The organism is Marinobacter sp. 1-3A (genome assembly GCF_016597775.1).
GTDB classification, from domain to species: Bacteria; Pseudomonadota; Gammaproteobacteria; order Pseudomonadales; family Oleiphilaceae; genus Marinobacter; species Marinobacter xiaoshiensis.
On record NZ_VCGZ01000001.1, the window covers coordinates 302,345 to 322,211 of the forward strand.

Here is a 19,867-nt window from a genome sequence, read left to right on the forward strand (position 1 = left end):
TTTGAGAGGTTTTCAATGGAACTCAACGCCCTGACCGCCATTTCCCCGGTCGATGGACGCTATGGCAGCCGAGTCAGCGTTTTTCGTGATATTTTCAGCGAGTACGGCCTGATCAAAAACCGTGTGACAGTAGAAATCCGCTGGCTTCAGCAATTGGCGGCGCACCCGGAGATCACCGAAGTTCCAGCATTCAGCCCAGAGGCAAACGCCTTTCTTGACGGCATGGTCAGCAACTTCAACCTGCAAAATGCCGAACGCATCAAAGAGATTGAACGCACCACGAACCACGATGTGAAAGCCGTTGAATATTTTATTAAAGAACAAATTGCCGGCGTACCAGAACTGCACGCAGTCACCGAATTTGTTCACTTTGCCTGCACCTCGGAAGACATCAATAACCTGTCCCACGCCCTGATGCTTCGCGAAGGCTTGGCCAGTGGCCTGCTACCTGCCATGAACCGGGTTGCCGACAAGCTGAGCGAGCTGGCGAAAGAGCATGCTGAGCAGCCAATGCTGTCCCGCACACACGGTCAGACTGCATCACCTACTACTGTTGGCAAAGAGTTCGCCAACGTGGTGTACCGCTTGCGCCGGCAAATCAAACAAATTGGCGATATTGAAATTCTGGGCAAGATTAACGGCGCCGTAGGCAACTACAACGCTCACATCTCTGCTTACCCAGCGGTGGACTGGGCAGCCAATGCCAAAACCTTTATTGAAAACCTGGGCCTGGACTTCAACCCGTACACTACACAGATTGAACCCCACGACTACATCGCCGAATTGTACGATGCCGTTGCCCGTTTCAATACCATAGTGATTGATCTCGACCGGGATATCTGGGGCTATATTTCACTGGGCTATTTCAAGCAGAAAACCATTGAAGGCGAAGTGGGCTCTTCTACCATGCCCCACAAGGTTAACCCCATTGATTTCGAAAACTCCGAAGGCAACCTCGGCATTGCTAACGCGGTACTTGGCCACTTGTCTGCCAAGTTGCCGATTTCACGCTGGCAGCGCGACCTGACCGACTCTACCGTACTGCGCAACCTGGGTGTCGGTTTTGCCCACAGCCTGATCGCCTACGAAGCCACCCTGAAAGGGCTAGGCAAGCTGGAGATCAATCCCGCGCGCCTTGATGAAGACCTCGACAACGCATGGGAAGTGCTTGCAGAGCCGATCCAGACAGTGATGCGCCGATACAACATCGAGAAGCCCTACGAAAAACTGAAAGCACTGACCCGTGGCAAAGCCATGACACCAGAGGTAATCCAGAACTTTGTGGAAACCCTTGAGATGCCAGACAGCGCCAAAGCAGAACTGATGGCACTGACACCTGACAACTACATCGGCAATGCCGTTGATCAGGCTCGCAACATCTAACTTCCAGGAAGCGCACTATGGATATGCTTGGCGGACTTTCGCCTTCGGAATTTCTGAGGGACTACTGGCAGAAAAGGCCTCTGGTCATCCGCCAGGCATTTCCCGGCTTCCAATGCCCCGTTGACGCCAACGAACTCGCCGGCCTTGCCTGCGAGGAAGGCGTAGAATCCCGCATCATTATCGAAAACGATAACGGCAAGCCCTGGCAGTTGCACAACGGCCCCTTCCCGGAAGACCACTTCAGCAAACTGCCTGCGCAGGACTGGACACTGCTGGTCCAGGGCCTGGACCACTGGGTTCCGGAGATCGCAGATCTGCTCGAGCATTTTCGTTTTGTGCCTAACTGGCGCCTGGACGACATTATGGCCAGCTACGCGCCCAAAGGCGGTAGCGTAGGGCCTCACTACGATCAGTATGATGTATTCCTGCTGCAGGCACAGGGGCACCGCCGCTGGACCTTCGGTGGCCGCTGCGATCAGACCTCACCCCGGGTTGAAGGCACCCCCCTGCGCATACTCAGCAGCTGGGAAGGCGAAGAGACCGTAACCCTTGAGCCTGGCGACATGCTGTACCTGCCGCCAGGCATAGGTCATCACGGCGTAGCCGAAGATGATTGCATCACTTTGTCAGTGGGCTTCCGCGCGCCCACTGTTGACGACTTGCTTACCGGGTTCACTGACTTTCTGTGCAACCAGCCGGGGGCTGACGCCCACATGAATGACCCGGACCTGCAGGTTCAGGATAACCCCGGCACCATAGCACCGAACGTTATCGACCGCTTGCAAGGCCTGCTCAGGGAAAAATTGGACGACAAACGCCAACTGGCTCTTTGGTTTGGCCAGTATGCTACTGCGCCCAAAAACATGGATGTGGTGGTGCCTGCGGAAGAGCCCGCTGCAGACGAAGACGTCGCCGAAGCGATCCGGGCGGGAGAGCAACTCCGCTGGAACGAAGGTTCCCGTTTTGCGTACCATGAGGGAAGTGACGAAACTGCCCTGTTTGCAGACGGCGAGCAGTTTCTCCTCAAGGGTGATGCGCGCCCCCTGGCTCCCTTGTTGTGTGCCGCAGCGCGCATCGACATGAGTGCGCTGATGCAGTTTACCGGTGACCCGGCCCTGCTCGGCCTGCTGACCAATCTCTATAATCAGGGCTCTGTGTATTTCGAGTGATACCATGACTGTTCGGATTCGAAAATACAGCTGGCAACTCGCCCCCGGGCATATCCGGGCCATTCGCCAAAAGGTGTTTGTTGAAGAGCAGAACGTACCACCGGAACTGGAATGGGACGACACCGACGAAATTGCCGATCATTTTCTCGCGGTGCTTCCTGACAATACACCGGTTGGCGTGGCCCGACTGTTTTCGACTATGGGCGAAACCGGTCATATAGGACGTATGGCCATACTACCCGCGTTCCGTGGCCAGGGAATTGGTGAGACTCTGCTTCAGCACCTGATCGCTGAATCTGCCGGGCAATACCAGGAGCTAAAGCTCTCAGCCCAGCAGCACGCCCTTGCATTTTATGAACGGGCCGGTTTCCATGTCTGCTCCGAACCATACGACGATGCCGGCATACCTCATCTGGATATGCGCTGCCTGGCCCCGACTCTGCTTGCAACACAAGCAGGCTCTGGAAGGCTTACGCCTCTGCAACTGGGCAAAGACCCACAGTCCTGGCTTTTTGAAAGCGAAAGCAGTCTGCTGGAACTGATGGATTCGGTGGTAGGACAAACGAGCCAGCGACTGTGGCTGTACGATCGCATACTGGATCACGATCTATATGACCGCGGCAGATTCCGGGAGTTGATATCTGACCTTGCCCGGCGTCACAGGCTGAGCGAAATCCGCCTGTTGATTCACGATGATGAACCCTTGATAAAACGCCGCCATCAACTGGTCGAACTGATGCGACGACTGCCCAGCCGAATTGATCTCAGGTTGATCAACAGCGACTACCCCCACGATGACCAGCCTTTCCTTATTGCAGATCGCGAAGGCGTGGTTTACCGACACGATTTTATCCGGCCTTTTGGGTTCGCCAGCTTCGCAGACAGCGGGCGTGTCAGGTTGCTGTCTGAAAACTTCCAGCGCATGTGGAACGCTGGCCGCAGCTCTCTCGAACTGCGGGAGTTACCGATCTGACTAAAGCTCGAGAGGTGTGTCTGCCGACTCAAAGCGCGCGCCAAAGGGCGCAAACTCCTCATCAACCTCCTCGGCAACGTCTGAAATCAATCTTCGTAACCACTGATGATCCGAGTTGTGCTGCAACAGCGGGCTCCAGGCCATCTTCAGCTCAAAAGGCGGAATCTCAAAGGGTGGAATTTTCACCACAAGATTAGCATTGTCTTTTTGCAGCCAGGCTGCCCGGGATGGCAGCGTGGCAATCAAATCATGCTGCTCGGCCAAAAGCATGGCCGACTGATAATGCCGGGTGAATACCGAAATTTGACGCTGGCTACCCATACGAGACAAAGCCTCATCAACCCAACCAAGCCGCTGGACGTCCTTGGGGTTTACCCCCACCCCCACCCCAAACCCGGTTTTACTGACCCAAATATGGCTGGCCCCGAGGTATGAATCCAGTGTGAAAGGCACTTTCAAAATCGGGTTCCGAGCGTTCATCAGGCAGGCAAAGTATTCAATCCAGAGTGTTTTCTGGTGGAACGACTGGGGAATTTTGTCGAACCGGTTAATCGCCATATCCAGGCGCCCCTGCTCCACATCCAGAAAGCTCACATCACTTGGGGTAAGAACATCCAGCGTCACATGGGGCGCTTCCTGCCGAATTCGGCGCAACACTCTGGGCATCAGGCAGGATTCCGCATAGTCACTGGCCATGATGCGAAACACCCGCTGGCTTTCCAGCGCCGCAAACGGTGTTTTTTCCTGTACCGCCTGCTCAATGTCTGAAAGGATGCTTCTAACCAACGGTTGCAATTCCTGCGCGCGCTCCGTAGCGGTCATGCCTTCGCTCGTTCGTACCAGCAGAGGGTCACCGAACAAATCCCGCAAACGGCGCAAGCTGTTGCTCATGGCGGGCTGGGTGATGCCCAGATGGTTTGCTGCTTTGGTAACATTCCGTTCCCTCAGTAGTACATCCAGATAAACCAGCAAATTGAGATCAATACGGGAAAGATTCATTAGCGACTCCAGAGCACCGCAAATTCTATTGACCGGGCAAGTTGTGCAAACCCTATTCATCAGCCTAATATACAGCAAATCAATGATTCACAGAATCAATAGACAAAGCGAACTTTCACATTTGTTTCCGGTTTCAGTGGTAAATTTCTGCTAATCTTTCTGACACTTGCCGGAAGTGTCGGTATATCGAGTCAGAATTCTGTCGCAGGCATGACTTGCCCAAAAGCCGGAGTCATTAGATAACAAATGAACACCATCACAATTGTCCTTGCCTTGGCGGCTGTTGTTGTCATATCAATCATCACTATTGTCGTCACCCAAATGCGCGAAAAAGCCCGCATCGAACGCGCCCGTAAAATTACGGCGCTGGGGGACGGCTATAAACGGTGTGTTCGCCTGCTTTCTGAAATTCCCGGTCAATATCTGACACCTGAGCTAAAACTTTTGCTGCTGAAACGCATGCTGGACATTTGTAACGATCTGGCAGGGCTTAAATCTGATTTGCCTGTAGGTCAGTGGCGCGAATCCGCAGAACAACGTAAAAAGCTGGTCCGGGAAAACCGCGACGAGGTAACACAAATCAAAATTGATTCGGTGGAAAAGTCAAATTCTGCTAAAGAACTGCTTCAAAACCTGTTCAAGCTGATTGAATCCATGCATAAAAGTGGTCGCATAGATGCAGCAACAGCAAAAAAGAATCTGAAGTATGTGCTGTTTCTGGTGCACAAAACCCACGCAGACCTGCATGTGTTTCAGGCCCGCGATCTTATCCGGCAGAATGAGATACGCAAAGCCATTCATGCCTACCATCTGGCCAGTACAGAAATGGGTAAATCCCAGGATAATCCACTTGCCATGAAAGCGGTCAAGAGCTTCCGTATTCGTATAAAGGAACTGGAAGCCATGGTGACAGAGGGTGGTAACGCGAGCCCTGGGGAGTCCGGTTCCAAGCTCGACAAGCAGTGGGACGACTTTCTTCACGATGAAGAGTGGAAGAAGAAAGCCGACTACGATGACTAAAGGCTTTAAGCACCGCCTATCCTATCGACTCACCCGCGATACGGTCCTGATCGCGATGGTGCTAGGCGTTATTCTTAACGTTATACAAATCACCCTGGATTACTTTTCCGCGCACAAGTCCATGGAAGAGGACATTCAGGCATTGATTGAGATCAGCCACAACCCGGCCTCCCAGATTGCCTACAACATCGACGTGCGCTTGGCCGAAGAGTTACTCGACGGCCTTCTCCGGCACCCCGCCACCATAGATGCGCGAATTGTAGACAGTGACGACAGCACCATGGCGTCCGCCAGCAAAAGAAGTCCGGATTCGCCCTACCGGTGGATCAGCGACCAGCTGTTTGGCCCAAGCAAGGTATTCAGCCGCCAGCTGCGTGTTACCCAACTCAACAGCCTGCCACTTGGCCAGCTTGTTGTAACGATTGATACATACCACTACGGCTTGCAGTTCCTGGAGCGAGCCAGTTACACACTGGTCAGCGGCTTTCTGAAAAGTCTGATTCTTTCAGCTTCACTGCTCCTTATTTTTTATCTGATACTGACGCGGCCCATGCTCAGCGTGATCAATGCACTCAGCGAGGTAAAGGCGGATTCACCGGAAAAAATCCGTCTGCCCATACCGCCAGGCCACGGACAAGATGAAATTGGCACAATGGTCGGCATTATCAACCAACACCTGGAAACCATGGATGTCACCTTGGCGCAGCTGCGCCAGGCAGAAAGTGCCATGAAAAACTACTCCAGCGAGCTGGAGCACGAAGTTGAAAGTCGCACACGGGAAATATCCGACAAAAACCAGGCGTTGCAGCGAGGCAACCGGGCACTGGTAAAAGCCAAAGAGGATGCCATGCGCCGGGCCAAGGCAAGGGCGAACTTTCTCGCCAGCATGAGCCATGAAATACGCACACCGCTAAACGGAGTACTTGGGATGCTCGGGCTTGCCCTGGAGGCCGAGCAGGACCCTTCGAAACACCACAGGCTTGAAATAGCCTTTTCGGCGGGCGAAAGCCTGCTTGGCATTCTCAACGATATTCTGGATATTTCGAAAGTTGAGGCAGGAAAGCTTAACCTGGAAACCATTCCGTTTAGTATGCGCGGCCTGATCGAAGAGTGTGCAACCCTGCACACCCAGCAGGCTGGCAAGAAAGGCATTGAGCTCATCGCGGAAACGGGCCCGGGTTTCCCGGATCAGTTTCTGGGTGACCCGACCCGGGTCCGGCAGATTCTCAACAACCTGCTTAGCAATGCCATTAAGTTCACGGATACCGGCAGCGTGCGTATAAATGCGAAATACTCCGCTGGCATAATGACCATCGAGGTGTCCGATACCGGTATAGGCATGAGCAAAGAAGGCCTGCGCCGGATCTTTTCACCCTTCTCTCAGGCCGATACGCAAACCACACGTCTGTATGGCGGCACCGGCCTGGGCCTGACGCTTTGTCGTCAGTTAATTGAGCGCATGCATGGCGAAATAACGGTTGAGTCGAAAGAGCAGCAGGGAACCCGCTTTACTGTGACCTTGCCACTGCCAATCTACAGCAACCTGACCACGGATAACCCCGAAAGTCGCGCCGAGCCGGCCGTTTTGCCTGAAACCATCGCAACGCCACAAGGTGCTCTCCAGATCCTCCTGGTGGAAGACAATGAGGTAAACCAGATGGTGGCATCTACTCTGCTGAGAAAAATGGGGCACCATGCAGATATCGCTGAAAATGGGCAACTGGCGCTAGAAGCCCTGGAACAACAACATTACGACCTTGTACTTATGGATTGCCAGATGCCAGTTATGGATGGCTACGAAACAACCCGCCGAATCCGAAAAAATCCGGACTGGCAGAACTTGCCCGTGATTGCTGTGACGGCTAACGTGATGCAGGGTGACAGGGCCGACTGTTTTGCCAGCGGCATGAACGACTACATCACCAAGCCCTACAATCGGGCCCAGCTAGCCGAAGCAATCACACGCTGGGCTCCTCCCCCACCCCCTGAACCTCAATAGCCTTTAGCACCGCATTCAATTCGTGCTTCAGGGCTAGCAAACGCTCCGGAGAAACATCCAGACCGCACAGCAGTTTTTGCGGGACTAGCGCCGCCCGCTCCCTCAAACCTGCGCCCTGGCCAGTCAGCGATATAGTCACTACTCGCTCGTCGTCCCGGCTTCGCTCCCTGTGAATCAGCCCCCGCAGAGCCAGGCGTTTCAATAGCGGCGTAAGCGTGCCCGAATCCAGCCGCAAACGGGTGCCAAGATCTGAAACCCGAGTTGGCTGATTGGCACGTGCCCGCTCCCAAAGCACCAGCATCACAAGGTATTGGGGATAGGTTAGCCCTAGCTCGGCAAGCAAAGGCCGATACCGTGAGGTAACTGCCCGATTGGCCGCATACAGGCTAAAACAGATCTGACTATCCAGCGCCAGCAAATCGTCCAAAACCGGGCCCTACAGCAGCTTTACAATATCGGCCTTGATGTCTTCTGGCTTGGTGGTGGGCGGATAACGACGCAAAACCTTGCCGTCACGCCCCACCAGAAATTTAGTGAAGTTCCATTTTACTTTCTCTGAACCGAGAAGCCCTTTAGCCTCGGATTTCAGAAACTGGAACAACGGGTCCGCATTCTCGCCGTTCACATCAATTTTTGAAAACATCGGAAAGTCCACGCCGTAATTCAGGCTGCAGAACTCACTGATCGCTTTGTCATCCGCAGGGTCCTGGTTCAAGAACTGGTTACACGGAAACCCAAGCACCTCAAGCCCCTGCTCTCCAAGCTCCTTGTGCAAAGTCTGCAAACCTTCAAATTGCGGCGTGAGACCGCATTTACTGGCGGTATTTACGATCAGTAGCACCTGGCCCTGATAGTCGGCCATCGCCTTTTCATTACCTTTGATGTCTCGAACATTGAAGTCATAAATGGATTTGTTGGCCACAAGCTTCTCCCTGGCAAAATCATGAACACCTGTAAATACAGGCTCTTTATATCGATGGCGGCATTTATATTGCGCACAATTTAATTGGAGACTATACAGAAAAGCTTCGTCAAGCAACGGTTATCTAACGCAGAGATCAACGCAATACGGTGCTAACCCGCCATAATTCATCACAATTCCCCTGTTGCCGTTAGCCTCGCCTCCGCTAGAATAGGGGTTTGCCTGCACGGCAGGTGCCCGATTTATGTTTACTGACTGAGGAAGCCCGGGTCTTATGCTGAACTACTACAAATCCGCCAAGCTGGATAACGTGTGCTATGAAATACGTGGCGTAGTCATGCGGGAAGCGCGCCGACTCGAGGAAGAGGGGCACCGGGTACTCAAGCTCAATATAGGTAACCCTGCCGCTTTTGAACTGGATGTCCCCGAAGAGATCCAGCAAGACGTGATCTACAACATGCAACAGGCTCAGGGCTATGTGGAGTCAAAAGGTCTGTTTTCAGCACGCAAGGCAGTCATGCACTACTGCCAGCAAAGAGGCATCGACAAGGTCGACATTGACGACATTTTCCTGGGCAATGGTGTCAGCGAGTTGATTGTGATGACCATGCAAGCCATGCTCAACACGGGCGATGAAGTGCTGATTCCTGCACCGGATTACCCTTTGTGGACAGCCGCAGTGACTCTTTCCAGTGGCAAACCTGTGCACTATCGTTGCGACGAGGAACAGAACTGGTTCCCGGACATCGACGATATCCGCAAAAAGATAACATCCCGCACCCGTGCGATCGTTCTGATTAACCCGAACAACCCTACAGGCGCGGTTTATAGCCAGGAACTTCTGGAACAAGTCATTGAGCTTGCCCGCAAGCACAACCTGATCGTGCTTTCAGACGAGATTTACGACAAAATTCTCTATGACGGCACACAGCACGTTTCTACTGCTTCCCTGGCAGATGACGTGCTCTTCTTTACTTACAATGGGCTTTCCAAGAACTACCGGGCTGCTGGCTATCGTTCAGGCTGGATGATCATCAGCGGTGCCAAGCACCGGGCCAAAGACCTGATTGAAGGCATCGACATGCTTTCCAACATGCGCCTGTGCGCTAACGTGCCCGCTCAACTGGCCATACAGACTGCATTGGGCGGTTATCAGTCGATCAACGACCTGGTTGCTCCCGGAGGCCGACTGTACGAGCAGCGGGAAACGGCGTGGCGGATGCTCAATGACATCCCCGGGGTAAGCTGCGTAAAGCCCCAAGGCGCGCTATACCTGTTCCCGCGACTGGATCCAAAAATACACCCGGTAATAAATGATGAAAAACTGGTTCTGGATCTTCTCCTGCAAGAGAAAATCCTTCTGGTTCAGGGCTCAGCGTTCAATATTGATGACAAGCAACATCTGCGGGTCGTATTCCTGCCCCGAAAAGACACGCTGGAGGATGCCATGACCAGGCTGGGCAACTTCCTCAGTAAATACAGACAGTAAAGCAGCAGGCAAATAAGAAGTGAATTATGGCTGACATCCATATCGAAGAATTCTACAAAGACGCAGCCGTTGCCTTGGTGCAGCTATACAACGCCTTCCCCAGGCGGGTGAACCTGTTTGTGGAAGATATTGCAGGCGCAGATCAACCGGACGAGTTCGGGCTGCATAGCAAGCGCCATATGGCATGCTTTGGCACCTTGTTATGGCTGGCAGAAGAAGGGTTTCTTCGCTATGTGGATACTATCCGGCAGGATGCTCTTGATCAGGCAGTTCTAACCCAGGAGGCTTTTATTCGGTTGAGTGCGCCCGCGCCAGATACTCTTGTTCAGCAGTTCGGCGAGCCGGAAAACCACGCAACTTCTCCTCTACCGCCCTCTTTGAAAGAAGATCTCTCCAGCCATATTCATCTGGTGCGCACCGTGCTGAAAAGCCGTCACTCCTTGCGTATTGGCCACGTTGTTCGAGCAACGCTCTTTACGGACAAGTAAGGCGACTGGGCCTGTGACAGTGAGCCATTCTCAGATCTTCAGCTTGAATCCAATTGCACGGAAGCTGTCATGAAGGGATTTGCTGGTGCCCTTGAGCTGCACTTTCAGGCTGGAACACTCACGCCGGACAGGGTAGTCCTTCCGTAGTCGGTCAAAAGCAACTCCTCGCTCCTGGCTTGCCGGCACACCCATGATATGACGCAGGCGTGCATCGTCCTGCCTGGGATCGTAGCAGGCACGCAGTGCAATGCGGATAGCGGCTTGCTCATCAGCCGCACTTGTAAACGACACCTTGCTGAGTGCGGGCTCAGGCAAAAATTGCCCAGCTTTCTTGCGCGCGGGCAGTCCCAGAAAACGGCTGACCGCCTGGTAAATCATCTCGGTTCCCTGAACTTTACCCTCAAGGCTATAGCCCGCAATGTGGGGGGTCGCCAACCAGGTTTTGCCCACAAGCTCCGGATTAATACGAGGCTCCTGTTCCCAGACATCGAGCGCCACCAGCGGCGCGTCGGCCTGGCTCAGGCGCTCACTCAGTGCGGCGCCATCAATCACTTCACCGCGCCCGGTATTGATCAGTAACTGCCTGGAGGTCAGCAAATCCAACTCGCGCCTGCCGATCATCTGTAGTGTGGGGTGAGCAGAGTCTCGGGTTAAAGGTGTATGGAGGGTGACCACATCACACGCAAGCACTTCGTCCAGGCTCACGAAGGTAAGGTTTCGTTCCCGCTCTGCTCTGGGTGGATCGCAAAGCTTCACGCTGAAGCCCAGGCGATCCAGCTTTTCGGCAAGCTCACTGCCAACATTGCCGGCACCAACAATCCCAACTGTGAGTTGCGACCAATCATTCAGCACCTTGCGCTCTGCATACAGAGACAAAACACTCAACACATACTCAACAACACTGTTGGCATTACAGCCGGGTGCTGCGGAAAAACGGATGCCGTTCTCCTCCAGCCAGCCCAGATCAATGTGATCTGTCCCTATGGTGGTTGTTCCCACGAAGCGAACAGAACTGTCTTCAAGCAGCTCGCGATTCACACGAGTGACTGAGCGAACCAGTAACACATCTGCGTCACGAACATCGATGGCACTCATCGTTCGGCCGGAGACACGCCGGATTTCACCGATATCACCAAAAAACGCATTCAGCAGCGGAATGTTCTCATCTGCGACGATTAGCATAATAAGGTCACACCGCCTCAGTTTCTGCGGGGGCGGGGGCCACCACGACCACCTGGCCCGCGTCCACCCTGCCCTTGCGACGGCCTGCGACCACGCTTGCGGGTAATGGGCGGATTATCCATTTCAGCCATCAACTCTTCTTCCGGAACGGTTGTTTTGAGCTTTTGACCGATGTACTTCTCAATGGCCGGAAGACCAAATGAGTCGTCCTCTCCTGCAAAACTGACCGACACACCAGTCTTCCCTGCCCGACCCGTACGACCTATGCGATGCACGTAATCTTCAGCACTGTCTGGCAGGTTGTAATTGAATACGTGAGTAACGCCATCCACATGGATTCCGCGCCCCGCAACATCCGTAGCTACCAGCACCTGAATGCTGCCCGCCTTGAACTGATCCAGAGTTTTCAAGCGCTTGGCCTGGGCAATTTCTCCAGACATAAGAGCAACTTTAACGCCCTGATTGCGCAAATCCTCTTCAAGGTCCCGACACTGGTCACGGCGATTGGCAAACACTAGGGCCTTTTCAACTTCAGGGCGCTTGAGATAGTTCACCAACACCGGCAGCTTTTCGTCATCACCAACCATGTAAACCGTTTGTTCGACCCGCTCTGCGGTTTTCTGCTCTGGTTCGATTTCCACAAACTCGGCATTGTTGGTCCACATGGACGCCAGGTTCAAAACGTCCTGATTAAAGGTGGCGCTGAATAGCAGCGTCTGGCGTTCATCTTTAGGGGTGCACTTGCGGATAATGCGCTTCACATCAGGAATGAAGCCCATATCCAACATACGGTCTGCCTCATCCAGAATGAGGATGTCGAGCTGGTCAAGGAACACGTCCTGGGAGCCAAGGAAGTCAATCAGGCGACCCGGGGTAGCCACCAGAATATCAACAATGCCGTTATGTAATTGTTCGCGCTGTTTGTCATAGTGCATGCCACCCACCACGGTAACGACGTTGTGGCCAGTAAGCTTGCACAGCGCTTCCGCATCCTTGGCAATCTGCATGGCGAGCTCGCGAGTTGGTGCCAGCGCCAGAACCCGAGGCTCAGATGCAAATCGATCACCCTCGGGTATTGGCGTTTCGAGCAGGCTCTGGATGGCGGTAATCAGAAATGCAGCTGTTTTTCCGGTTCCGGTTTGCGCTTGGCCTATCAGGTCCTGACACGCCAGTGTCCAGGGCAGTGTTTCCGCCTGAATCGGCGTGCAGTATTCGAAACCAATGGCGGCAATGGCGTCCAGCAGGCGTTTGTCCAGATTCAGATCGCTGAATCTCAGATCGCCGGTGTGCTTTGAGTCAGATGTCATGGAGTCTCAGTTTGCCTCATAAAGTTCTTTTGCAGAATATAGCGGAACCACACGCCGGACATCATCACGCCAGGCTGTACTGAAGTTATCGCCGGTTCCATAAAACGATTTCAACACATCAAAAAAGGACTGTGCCCGTAGCGGCAAGCCTGTCGCCAGGTAACTTTCTGCCTGGCCTAGCACCCTGGATCGGAAGCCGCACTCGTCAGACGCGCCCCCACCAGACAGGTTATCCACACTGATATGAAATTTCGAGCCGGCGGCCACTGAAAACAACCACTCAATAGCCTGCGGTTTTACCTCAACTTGCTCGAATGCTTGCTGTTGAGCGGGTGTCCGGCCGTCCGGGCAGTACCAGTAACCATAATCGTGAAGTGTGCGCCTGTACTCACCCGCAACACACCAGTGACTTATTTCGTGCAGAGCACTGGCATAATAGCCATGAGCAAAAACAATCTGCGCAAGCTCACTGGTGCTGCCAGCAGGCAAGTATTCAGGTTCTTCGTCGCCTCTGACCAGAACAGTCCGGAACGCATCCCGGAACAGGTCATTAAACAACATGATAAGATCGTTTGGGCTGTGATTCATTGGGGAGCTATTGTGCGACTTTAACGCGCCCAATGCCAGAGGGAACTTTCTCGCGGGCCCTATGTCCACTCACTCGCAAACCACTACCGGGGCGCAGGCACGTTATTGCATCGCCAGCTCTCCTGTATGCCATGACACTTACCGGGAAACTGCTTACTCCATGACAGCATTATCTACCGCTTCCGGCAACGCTCGCCGCTCCAGTTCTCCAGCCAGCCTACTCTTCATTTTTGCTCTGCTGTTAACAGCCGCCAATGTGTCCTGGGCATTCGGTGGCAGCAACTCCCTGTTTGGCGGCCAAAGCAGCCAGTTTCTTCCGGTAGATGAGGCCCTTCCCTTCAGCCACTTAACTGAAGATAGCGCAGTGGTTCTATTCTGGGACATTACCCCCGGCCACTACCTCTACAAGGATCGCATCAGCATCAAAGCGTTGGATGGGGGCGTCAGTGCCGGCGCACCGAAATATTCCAGTCCCGGTACAGAAACAGAAGACGAGTTTTTCGGAAAAACCACCGTTTTCTTTGATCCGGTTGAAGCCCGGATTCAGGTCACTTTGCCGGATAATACTCGCGAGGCCCGTTTCGAAGTAACCTACCAGGGCTGCGCGGAAGCCGGATTGTGTTACCCACCTCAGACCCGCGAAGTACTCTTTTATCAAAGCCAGGACGCTGATGGGGCGCAAGGGGCTACAGGCTCAGCTGCTCCCACAAAAGCCAAGACAGATACCAGCTCAGCAACCGGGCTTGCCGGCTTTCTCTCAGAGCAGTCTACGCTGGTCATAGCGGGCGTTTTTCTGCTGCTGGGCCTTGGACTGACCTTTACGCCTTGTGTGCTGCCAATGGTTCCGATCATTTCATCACTCGTTTCAGGGCAAAACACACGCACAACCGGCCAGGCGATTTTGCTTTCCAGCAGCTACGTGCTGGGCATGGCACTAACCTATGCTGGTGCCGGAGTGCTTACGGGGCTGCTTGGTGCCAGCTTTAATCTGCAGGCACAACTTCAGTCACCTTGGGTGCTAGGTGTTTTTGCCGTGATGTTCGTGGTCTTTGCGTTGTCGATGTTTGACCTGTTTGAAATTCAGCTCCCGCGAGCTATCCGCGATTCGCTAAACGATGCCAGCCAGCGTCTGACGGGTGGCCGGGTTATCAGCATTTTTGGCATAGGCGCGCTATCTGCCCTTATTGTATCGCCCTGTGTGTCTGCCCCCCTTGCAGGCAGCCTGCTTTACATATCCACAACACAGGATGCGGTAATCGGCGGCATTGCTCTTTTTTCCCTTGGGCTGGGCATGGGAATTCCGCTTATTCTGGTAGCTGTTGGTGGGCGCAAGCTTCTGCCAAGTACCGGGCACTGGATGACCACCGTTAAACATTTCTATGGCGTTATGCTGATTGCAGTCGCTATATGGTTGATTGAACGCCTGGTTCCGGGCTGGGTTGGGCTGACCCTCTGGGGAGTACTCATTGCCATCACTGGTGTGCAACTGGGGGCTTTCGACGCAGCAAAGGCGGGCTGGGAGCGCACCCGTAAAGGCTTGGGCTTGATCTTTTTCGCTTATGGTCTGGCACTGCTCGCTGGTGCTATTGCAGGCGCCAACAACCCTCTCGCCCCACTTGACCCTTTCATCGCCAAAACCACGTACAGTGGGCAGCCAGGCGACTCTGCCAGCAATGACAATAGCCACGCCGGATTTACCCGGGTAGAAACTCCTGCTGATATAAAAGCCATGCTTGTGCAAGCCCAACAAGAAGGCCGCCCGGTAATGCTGGATTTCTACGCAGACTGGTGTATTTCATGCAAAGTGATGGAGCGCAACGTGTTTAGCGACGGAGCCGTCATTAACTCGCTAAAACCTTTCACGCTGCTGCAAATTGACATGACTGACAACACCCCGGCTCAGCAGGCCATGCTGGACGAACTGGGATTATTCGGGCCACCGGCCATATTGTTTTACGATCGCAGCGGCAGCGAAATGGCACCGAGAAGAGTGCTTGGCGAAATGAACCGCAGCCAGTTCCTCGATCACGTCAATGGGCTGACGCCGTCTATTTGAACAGTCCAAACATCACAGCAGACAGAGCGAAAAAGCGGGCACTATTCGCCCCGACGGATAAGGTAAACAAACTGCTCGCCCTGCTCTGCATGGCTGATAAGCTCGTGACCTAAAAACTGACAAAACCTCGGTATATCGCGCGTGGTTGAAGGGTCTGTTGCCACCACTCGCAAAACCTGCCCAGGCTCCACCGCATTGATGCCAGTGTGAAGCATCATCACTGGCTCCGGACAAAACAGGCCACTGGCATCCAGTTCGGCATCATAATCGGTAACGCTCACAAAATGTCTCCCTTTGGATGATCTGATTTTTCATAAATACGTGCTAAATTACTGTTTATACCATTAAAACATCTGGAGGTTTGCATGATCCGGGTTCTGATTGAACGCCATATCGCTGAATCACTTGAAACTGCCTATGAGGAACGTTCCCGCAAGGTTTTGCAGCGTGCAGTGGCAGCACCGGGTTTTATTTCCGGGGAAACACTGGTCGACAAAAACGACCCCAACCACCGGATAACCCTTGCCAACTGGCGCTCTGAAGCGGACTGGAACCGCTGGTACCACTCCGATGATCGCCGCAATTTGATGGCCGAACTAGTCCCGATGATGGACAAAGATGAAGCCATCACAGTACTCGCGCAGAGCGGCGTCTGACCTGAACAGATCAAGCTTGTGACGGCTTACAGAATTTTAAACTGTTTAACAGCACTGATTGTGCATATTCGCTACACTTCCGAGCCGCAAAGCTCCGCCTAAGCAAAGGCACTCGGGAACTGTTGATGTCATTCGTAGCGCGATTATTGTTATTCCTGTTCTGTGCCGCAACTCCGGCGCTGGCTATAGCCAATGCTCTTGCAGCAGCCCCTGAATGCCCAGCGATAGATGCCAACGATGCTTATGCGCGCAATTCGTTGATGCACTATGTGTGCTACTACCAGGCATCTCCCGGGGAACCGGCCCATTCCGCACGGCGCCCCGGAGAACTGCCTGAAAGCCTCGAATGGTCCTCAGCCCGAGGGCACGATCTGACATTCACGCAAACCCGCTCGGTGTACTGGATACGCCTGAACGTGCGAAATAGCGGCAACGAACGCAGGACCTGGTATCTCAATCTTCACTACCCCCTGCTCGACGAGGTCACCTTTTGGTGGAGCCGTGATCCGACTGATGTTCTGGTTACTGGAGACCTGCATCGATTCGGCTCAAGAGCGATAAATTACCGGTACTTCCTGCTCCCGATCACGCTCGACAGCGGAGAATCACGCTCAATTACATTACGAGTACATAGCAGTGGTGCACTGAACATCCCCTTGAAGCTGGAGTCGCCGGAAGAACTTATTACTGCAAGCAATCACCTGGCGATGACCCACGGGCTGTTTTACGGCGCCATTCTGGTGCTCGCTGTTTTTAACCTCCTCCTTTTTATAAGTTCAGGTACAGCCTATTATTTCCACAACGCGCTTTACATGGGGGCCATGGGGCTTTTCCTGCTTGCCATGGGTGGCTACGCAAATCAGTACTTTTGGCCCGAAAGCCCTCAGTTTGCAAATCTCTCCATTCCCCTGATGCTCGTACTCTGCGCTTTGGCAATGAGTCTCTTCGGTCGGTCATTTCTTGAAGTAGAGCAAGGCACCCGGGCCTACACAACCCTGAAGGTTATCATCTGGACGTGCGCCGGGTTTACCGGGCTGACGCTGATACTCCCGTACAGCCAAACCATTCTTTACAATACTGCGCTCAGTCTGATTATCATTTTTGTCCTGTCCTTTATTGCACTAAACCGATGGCGCCAAGGTTACCAGCCGGCGAAGTGGTATGTTCTTGCCTGGGTCATTATGGCAGGCGGAGCTTTAATCTATGCAGCCGCGGCATTCGGCTATCTTACTGACTTTTTGGCAAGGGAATCCCTGATGCAGATTGCTATTGGCGGCCAGGTCATTCTCCTCAACTATGCCATGGTGCAGCGCTGGCGCCTTCTGAACAACAAGTTGCTGGAAGTAGAGCAGCAGGCCAGAACAGACCTGGAAGACAAGGTTCATGAGCGCACAGCCCAGTTGCGATCAACCATGCGAGAACTGGAGAACGCCAACCGCAAGCTCGCCGCTCTCAGTCTCAACGATCCTCTGACCGGGCTTTATAACCGCCGTCACATGGACAACATTCTGACCGAGCTGTGTGCCGAATCCCGCAGAACCGGACAACCGCTAACAGTCACTCTGTTGGACGCGGATCATTTCAAATCCGTCAATGACACTTGGGGACACGGCTTCGGGGACCTGTGGCTACAGCAGATATCGAGCATTCTGTGCCGTCACGTAAAGCGCCCACGGGATATCGCCATTCGATTTGGCGGTGAAGAATTCGCTCTATTGCTGCCAGGTACAGGTACAGAAGGCGCTCAAAAAGTATGCGAAGCCATACTTGAAGAGCTGCGCACCACTAAAATAGAAGCCCCGGACGGTAAAATTGCAAAGTTGACCCTGAGTGCAGGCATAGCGACCCTGTTACCAAACGAAAGTCAGCAGACATTGTTTGCAAGGGCCGACCGCGCTCTATACAAAGCAAAATCCCGCGGGCGAGACCAAGTCGTTTTAGCCGACATTCAGTGTATTTAATTTCGTCTCACGCTGAATTTTTTGTTCTTAATCAATTTTGGCAAGTTCAACTTGACCGACGGCGGGGCTATCATAGTGATTCAGCGAGTATACGCACGGGAAAGGTGCCATGCTGCTGTTTCGGGTGCATTTGACGGATATCAGGAGTTGACTGGCGTCATTGCAAACAGCTAATGGTTTCTCCATACTTGCGCCCGCATAATTTCCCTCTTTGAACCCATTGGTAAGGCTATGAGCACACAAAATCCGAACCTGACATATAACTATAAGGTGGTGAGACAGTTCGCCATCATGACAGTGGTATGGGGCATTGTAGGAATGGCACTAGGCGTGTTGATTGCAGCACAACTGGTATGGCCATCCCTCAACCTCGATCTGCCATGGACTCACTTCGGTCGCTTGCGACCGCTGCACACCAACGCCGTTATATTCGGATTTGGTGGTAGCGCCCTGTTTGCAACGTCGTATTACGTTGTACAGCGCACCTGTCAGGCCCGCCTGATTTCGGACAAACTGGCCGCTTTCACCTTCTGGGGCTGGACTGCAATCATTGTTGCCGCAGCCATTACCCTGCCCCTTGGCTACACCAGCACTAAAGAATACGCAGAGCTGGAATGGCCAATCGACATCGCAATCGCGGTCGTCTGGGTAACTTACGCTTTGGTGTTCTTCGGTACTATCACCAAGCGCAGCACGCCTCACATTTATGTTGCCAACTGGTTCTACGGTGCGTTTATCATCACCATCGCCGCGCTCCACATTGGTAACAACATGGCGCTACCTGTCAGTGCCTTCAAATCCTACTCTGCATACGCCGGTGTGACCGACGCGATGATGCAGTGGTGGTACGGCCATAACGCCGTAGGCTTCTTCCTGACTGCTGGCTTCCTGGGCATGATGTACTACTTCGTTCCCAAGCAGGCCGGCCGCCCGGTTTACTCCTACCGTTTGTCCATCGTTCACTTCTGGGCGCTGATCGCGACCTACGTTTGGGCTGGTGGTCACCACTTGCACTACTCTGCACTTCCAGACTGGGCTCAAACAGCCAGTATGATTATGTCCCTGATTCTGCTTGCACCATCCTGGGGCGGCATGATCAACGGTATGATGACCCTGTCCGGCGCATGGCACAAACTGCGTACCGACCCCATCCTGCGCTTCCTGGTGGTTTCCCTGTCGTTCTACGGCATGTCCACCTTTGAAGGCCCGATGATGTCTATCAAGACCGTTAACGCCCTTTCCCACAACACTGACTGGACTGTTGGTCACGTTCACTCCGGTGCTCTGGGTTGGGTTGCAATGATCAGTATCGGTGCGATCTACCACCTGATTCCCAAGCTTTGGGGCCTCAAGGAAATGTACAGCACCAGCATGATTAACGTGCACTTCTGGCTGGCGACTGTCGGTACCGTTCTGTACATCGTTGCCATGTGGGTCAACGGCATCATGCAGGGCCTCATGTGGCGCGCAGTCAACGACGACGGCACTCTCACCTACAGCTTTGTAGAGAGCCTTGAAGCATCCTACCCTGGCTACTTTGTGCGCTTCCTCGGTGGCGTCATCTTCCTGAGCGGCATGCTGTTCATGGCTTATAACGTCTACATGACCGTGCGCCAGAAAGATGCGGTTGCCCAGGACAATGCAGCAGTTCAGGCGGCGTAACGGAGAGAGACCC

General features: G+C 53.6%; 18 protein-coding genes. 11 read left to right on the forward strand and 7 right to left on the reverse strand.

All coding sequences use genetic code 11. The features are described 5' to 3' along the window. Positions 1-15 precede the first annotated feature (15 nt). The 3 genes from purB to FE848_RS18840 are packed head-to-tail and all read left to right on the forward strand — an operon-like array spanning position 16 to position 3,525. The gene (gene purB, locus FE848_RS01395) at positions 16-1,383 is read left to right on the forward strand and encodes an adenylosuccinate lyase (protein ID WP_200200946.1); all 1,368 of its coding nucleotides are present in this window, start codon (positions 16-18) and stop codon (positions 1,381-1,383) included. Between the two features lie 17 nt (positions 1,384-1,400). Continuing rightward, entirely contained in the window at positions 1,401-2,552 is a 1,152-nt protein-coding gene (locus tag FE848_RS01400; RefSeq protein ID WP_200200947.1) for a cupin domain-containing protein, read from the forward strand. A gap of 4 nt (positions 2,553-2,556) precedes the next feature. After that, the gene (locus FE848_RS18840; RefSeq protein WP_200200948.1) at positions 2,557-3,525 is read left to right on the forward strand and encodes a GNAT family N-acetyltransferase; all 969 of its coding nucleotides are present in this window, start codon (positions 2,557-2,559) and stop codon (positions 3,523-3,525) included. Here FE848_RS18840 and FE848_RS01410 read toward each other — a convergent pair whose 3' ends face one another. Then, positions 3,526-4,524 carry a LysR family transcriptional regulator gene (locus FE848_RS01410; RefSeq protein WP_200200949.1) on the reverse strand — a complete coding sequence of 333 codons (999 nt, stop codon included), beginning with the start codon at positions 4,522-4,524 and terminating at the stop codon, positions 3,526-3,528. Between the two features lie 246 nt (positions 4,525-4,770). On the opposite strand from FE848_RS01410, the gene FE848_RS01415 reads away from it, so the two are divergent. Next, positions 4,771-5,544, forward strand: coding sequence for a hypothetical protein (locus FE848_RS01415; protein ID WP_200200950.1), 774 nt, complete (start codon positions 4,771-4,773; stop codon positions 5,542-5,544). Continuing rightward, positions 5,537-7,543, forward strand: coding sequence for an ATP-binding protein (locus FE848_RS01420; protein WP_200200951.1), 2,007 nt, complete (start codon positions 5,537-5,539; stop codon positions 7,541-7,543). The genes FE848_RS01415 and FE848_RS01420 overlap by 8 nt, the downstream gene beginning before the upstream one ends. Here the strand turns inward: FE848_RS01420 and FE848_RS01425 are convergent. Further along, positions 7,503-7,970, reverse strand: coding sequence for a MarR family winged helix-turn-helix transcriptional regulator (locus FE848_RS01425; RefSeq protein WP_227715069.1), 468 nt, complete (start codon positions 7,968-7,970; stop codon positions 7,503-7,505). The genes FE848_RS01420 and FE848_RS01425 overlap by 41 nt on opposite strands. Before the next feature lie 9 nt (positions 7,971-7,979). Further along, entirely contained in the window at positions 7,980-8,465 is a 486-nt protein-coding gene (locus tag FE848_RS01430; RefSeq protein ID WP_200200952.1) for a glutathione peroxidase, read from the reverse strand. A 274-nt stretch (positions 8,466-8,739) separates the two neighbouring features. Here FE848_RS01430 and FE848_RS01435 point away from each other — a divergent pair, with 274 nt between their 5' ends. Continuing rightward, on the forward strand, positions 8,740-9,954 hold the full coding sequence (locus FE848_RS01435; protein ID WP_200200953.1) for a pyridoxal phosphate-dependent aminotransferase: 1,215 nt from the start codon (positions 8,740-8,742) through the stop codon (positions 9,952-9,954). A gap of 26 nt (positions 9,955-9,980) precedes the next feature. After that, positions 9,981-10,442, forward strand: a complete 462-nt coding sequence (locus FE848_RS01440; RefSeq protein ID WP_200200954.1) for a hypothetical protein — start codon at positions 9,981-9,983, stop codon at positions 10,440-10,442. A gap of 30 nt (positions 10,443-10,472) precedes the next feature. Here FE848_RS01440 and pdxB read toward each other — a convergent pair whose 3' ends face one another. From pdxB to FE848_RS01455, 3 genes are read right to left on the reverse strand one after another with little or no spacing between them, the layout of a single operon-like run. Continuing rightward, entirely contained in the window at positions 10,473-11,624 is a 1,152-nt protein-coding gene (gene pdxB, locus FE848_RS01445; protein ID WP_200200955.1) for a 4-phosphoerythronate dehydrogenase PdxB, read from the reverse strand. 17 nt (positions 11,625-11,641) lie between these two features. Further along, the gene (locus tag FE848_RS01450) at positions 11,642-12,931 is read right to left on the reverse strand and encodes a DEAD/DEAH box helicase (protein WP_200200956.1); all 1,290 of its coding nucleotides are present in this window, start codon (positions 12,929-12,931) and stop codon (positions 11,642-11,644) included. 6 nt (positions 12,932-12,937) lie between these two features. Then, positions 12,938-13,519 (reverse strand): elongation factor P hydroxylase, encoded by a 582-nt coding sequence (locus FE848_RS01455; protein WP_200200957.1) that lies wholly within the window; start codon positions 13,517-13,519, stop codon positions 12,938-12,940. 160 nt (positions 13,520-13,679) lie between these two features. Between FE848_RS01455 and dsbD the strand changes: the two genes are divergently transcribed. After that, positions 13,680-15,575, forward strand: coding sequence for a protein-disulfide reductase DsbD (gene dsbD / locus FE848_RS01460; RefSeq protein WP_200200958.1), 1,896 nt, complete (start codon positions 13,680-13,682; stop codon positions 15,573-15,575). 41 nt (positions 15,576-15,616) lie between these two features. On the opposite strand, the gene tusA is transcribed toward dsbD, so the two are convergent. Beyond that, positions 15,617-15,856 carry a sulfurtransferase TusA gene (gene tusA, locus FE848_RS01465; RefSeq protein ID WP_200200959.1) on the reverse strand — a complete coding sequence of 80 codons (240 nt, stop codon included), beginning with the start codon at positions 15,854-15,856 and terminating at the stop codon, positions 15,617-15,619. Between the two features lie 84 nt (positions 15,857-15,940). Between tusA and FE848_RS01470 the strand changes: the two genes are divergently transcribed. The 3 genes from FE848_RS01470 to ccoN all read left to right on the forward strand — a co-directional run bounded on the left by FE848_RS01470 (position 15,941) and on the right by ccoN (position 19,854). Then, positions 15,941-16,231, forward strand: coding sequence for an antibiotic biosynthesis monooxygenase family protein (locus FE848_RS01470; RefSeq protein ID WP_200200960.1), 291 nt, complete (start codon positions 15,941-15,943; stop codon positions 16,229-16,231). 125 nt (positions 16,232-16,356) lie between these two features. Next, positions 16,357-18,192, forward strand: a complete 1,836-nt coding sequence (locus FE848_RS01475) for a diguanylate cyclase (RefSeq protein ID WP_200200961.1) — start codon at positions 16,357-16,359, stop codon at positions 18,190-18,192. Between the two features lie 231 nt (positions 18,193-18,423). Continuing rightward, positions 18,424-19,854, forward strand: coding sequence for a cytochrome-c oxidase, cbb3-type subunit I (gene ccoN / locus FE848_RS01480; protein ID WP_200200962.1), 1,431 nt, complete (start codon positions 18,424-18,426; stop codon positions 19,852-19,854). The last annotated feature ends 13 nt before the right edge of the window (positions 19,855-19,867 follow it).

Excerpts from the sequence above, each read along its gene's own strand:
- purB (WP_200200946.1), top strand. The coding sequence starts at position 16 with ATGGAACTCAACGCCCTGACCGCCATTTCCCCGGTCGATGGACGCTAT.
- FE848_RS01400 (WP_200200947.1), top strand. The coding sequence starts at position 1,401 with ATGGATATGCTTGGCGGACTTTCGCCTTCGGAATTTCTGAGGGACTAC.
- FE848_RS18840 (WP_200200948.1), top strand. The coding sequence starts at position 2,557 with ATGACTGTTCGGATTCGAAAATACAGCTGGCAACTCGCCCCCGGGCAT.
- FE848_RS01410 (WP_200200949.1), bottom strand. The coding sequence starts at position 4,524 with ATGAATCTTTCCCGTATTGATCTCAATTTGCTGGTTTATCTGGATGTA.
- FE848_RS01415 (WP_200200950.1), top strand. The coding sequence starts at position 4,771 with ATGAACACCATCACAATTGTCCTTGCCTTGGCGGCTGTTGTTGTCATA.
- FE848_RS01420 (WP_200200951.1), top strand. The coding sequence starts at position 5,537 with ATGACTAAAGGCTTTAAGCACCGCCTATCCTATCGACTCACCCGCGAT.
- FE848_RS01435 (WP_200200953.1), top strand. The coding sequence starts at position 8,740 with ATGCTGAACTACTACAAATCCGCCAAGCTGGATAACGTGTGCTATGAA.
- FE848_RS01440 (WP_200200954.1), top strand. The coding sequence starts at position 9,981 with ATGGCTGACATCCATATCGAAGAATTCTACAAAGACGCAGCCGTTGCC.
- pdxB (WP_200200955.1), bottom strand. The coding sequence starts at position 11,624 with ATGCTAATCGTCGCAGATGAGAACATTCCGCTGCTGAATGCGTTTTTT.
- FE848_RS01450 (WP_200200956.1), bottom strand. The coding sequence starts at position 12,931 with ATGACATCTGACTCAAAGCACACCGGCGATCTGAGATTCAGCGATCTG.
- FE848_RS01455 (WP_200200957.1), bottom strand. The coding sequence starts at position 13,519 with ATGAATCACAGCCCAAACGATCTTATCATGTTGTTTAATGACCTGTTC.
- dsbD (WP_200200958.1), top strand. The coding sequence starts at position 13,680 with ATGACAGCATTATCTACCGCTTCCGGCAACGCTCGCCGCTCCAGTTCT.
- FE848_RS01470 (WP_200200960.1), top strand. The coding sequence starts at position 15,941 with ATGATCCGGGTTCTGATTGAACGCCATATCGCTGAATCACTTGAAACT.
- FE848_RS01475 (WP_200200961.1), top strand. The coding sequence starts at position 16,357 with ATGTCATTCGTAGCGCGATTATTGTTATTCCTGTTCTGTGCCGCAACT.
- ccoN (WP_200200962.1), top strand. The coding sequence starts at position 18,424 with ATGAGCACACAAAATCCGAACCTGACATATAACTATAAGGTGGTGAGA.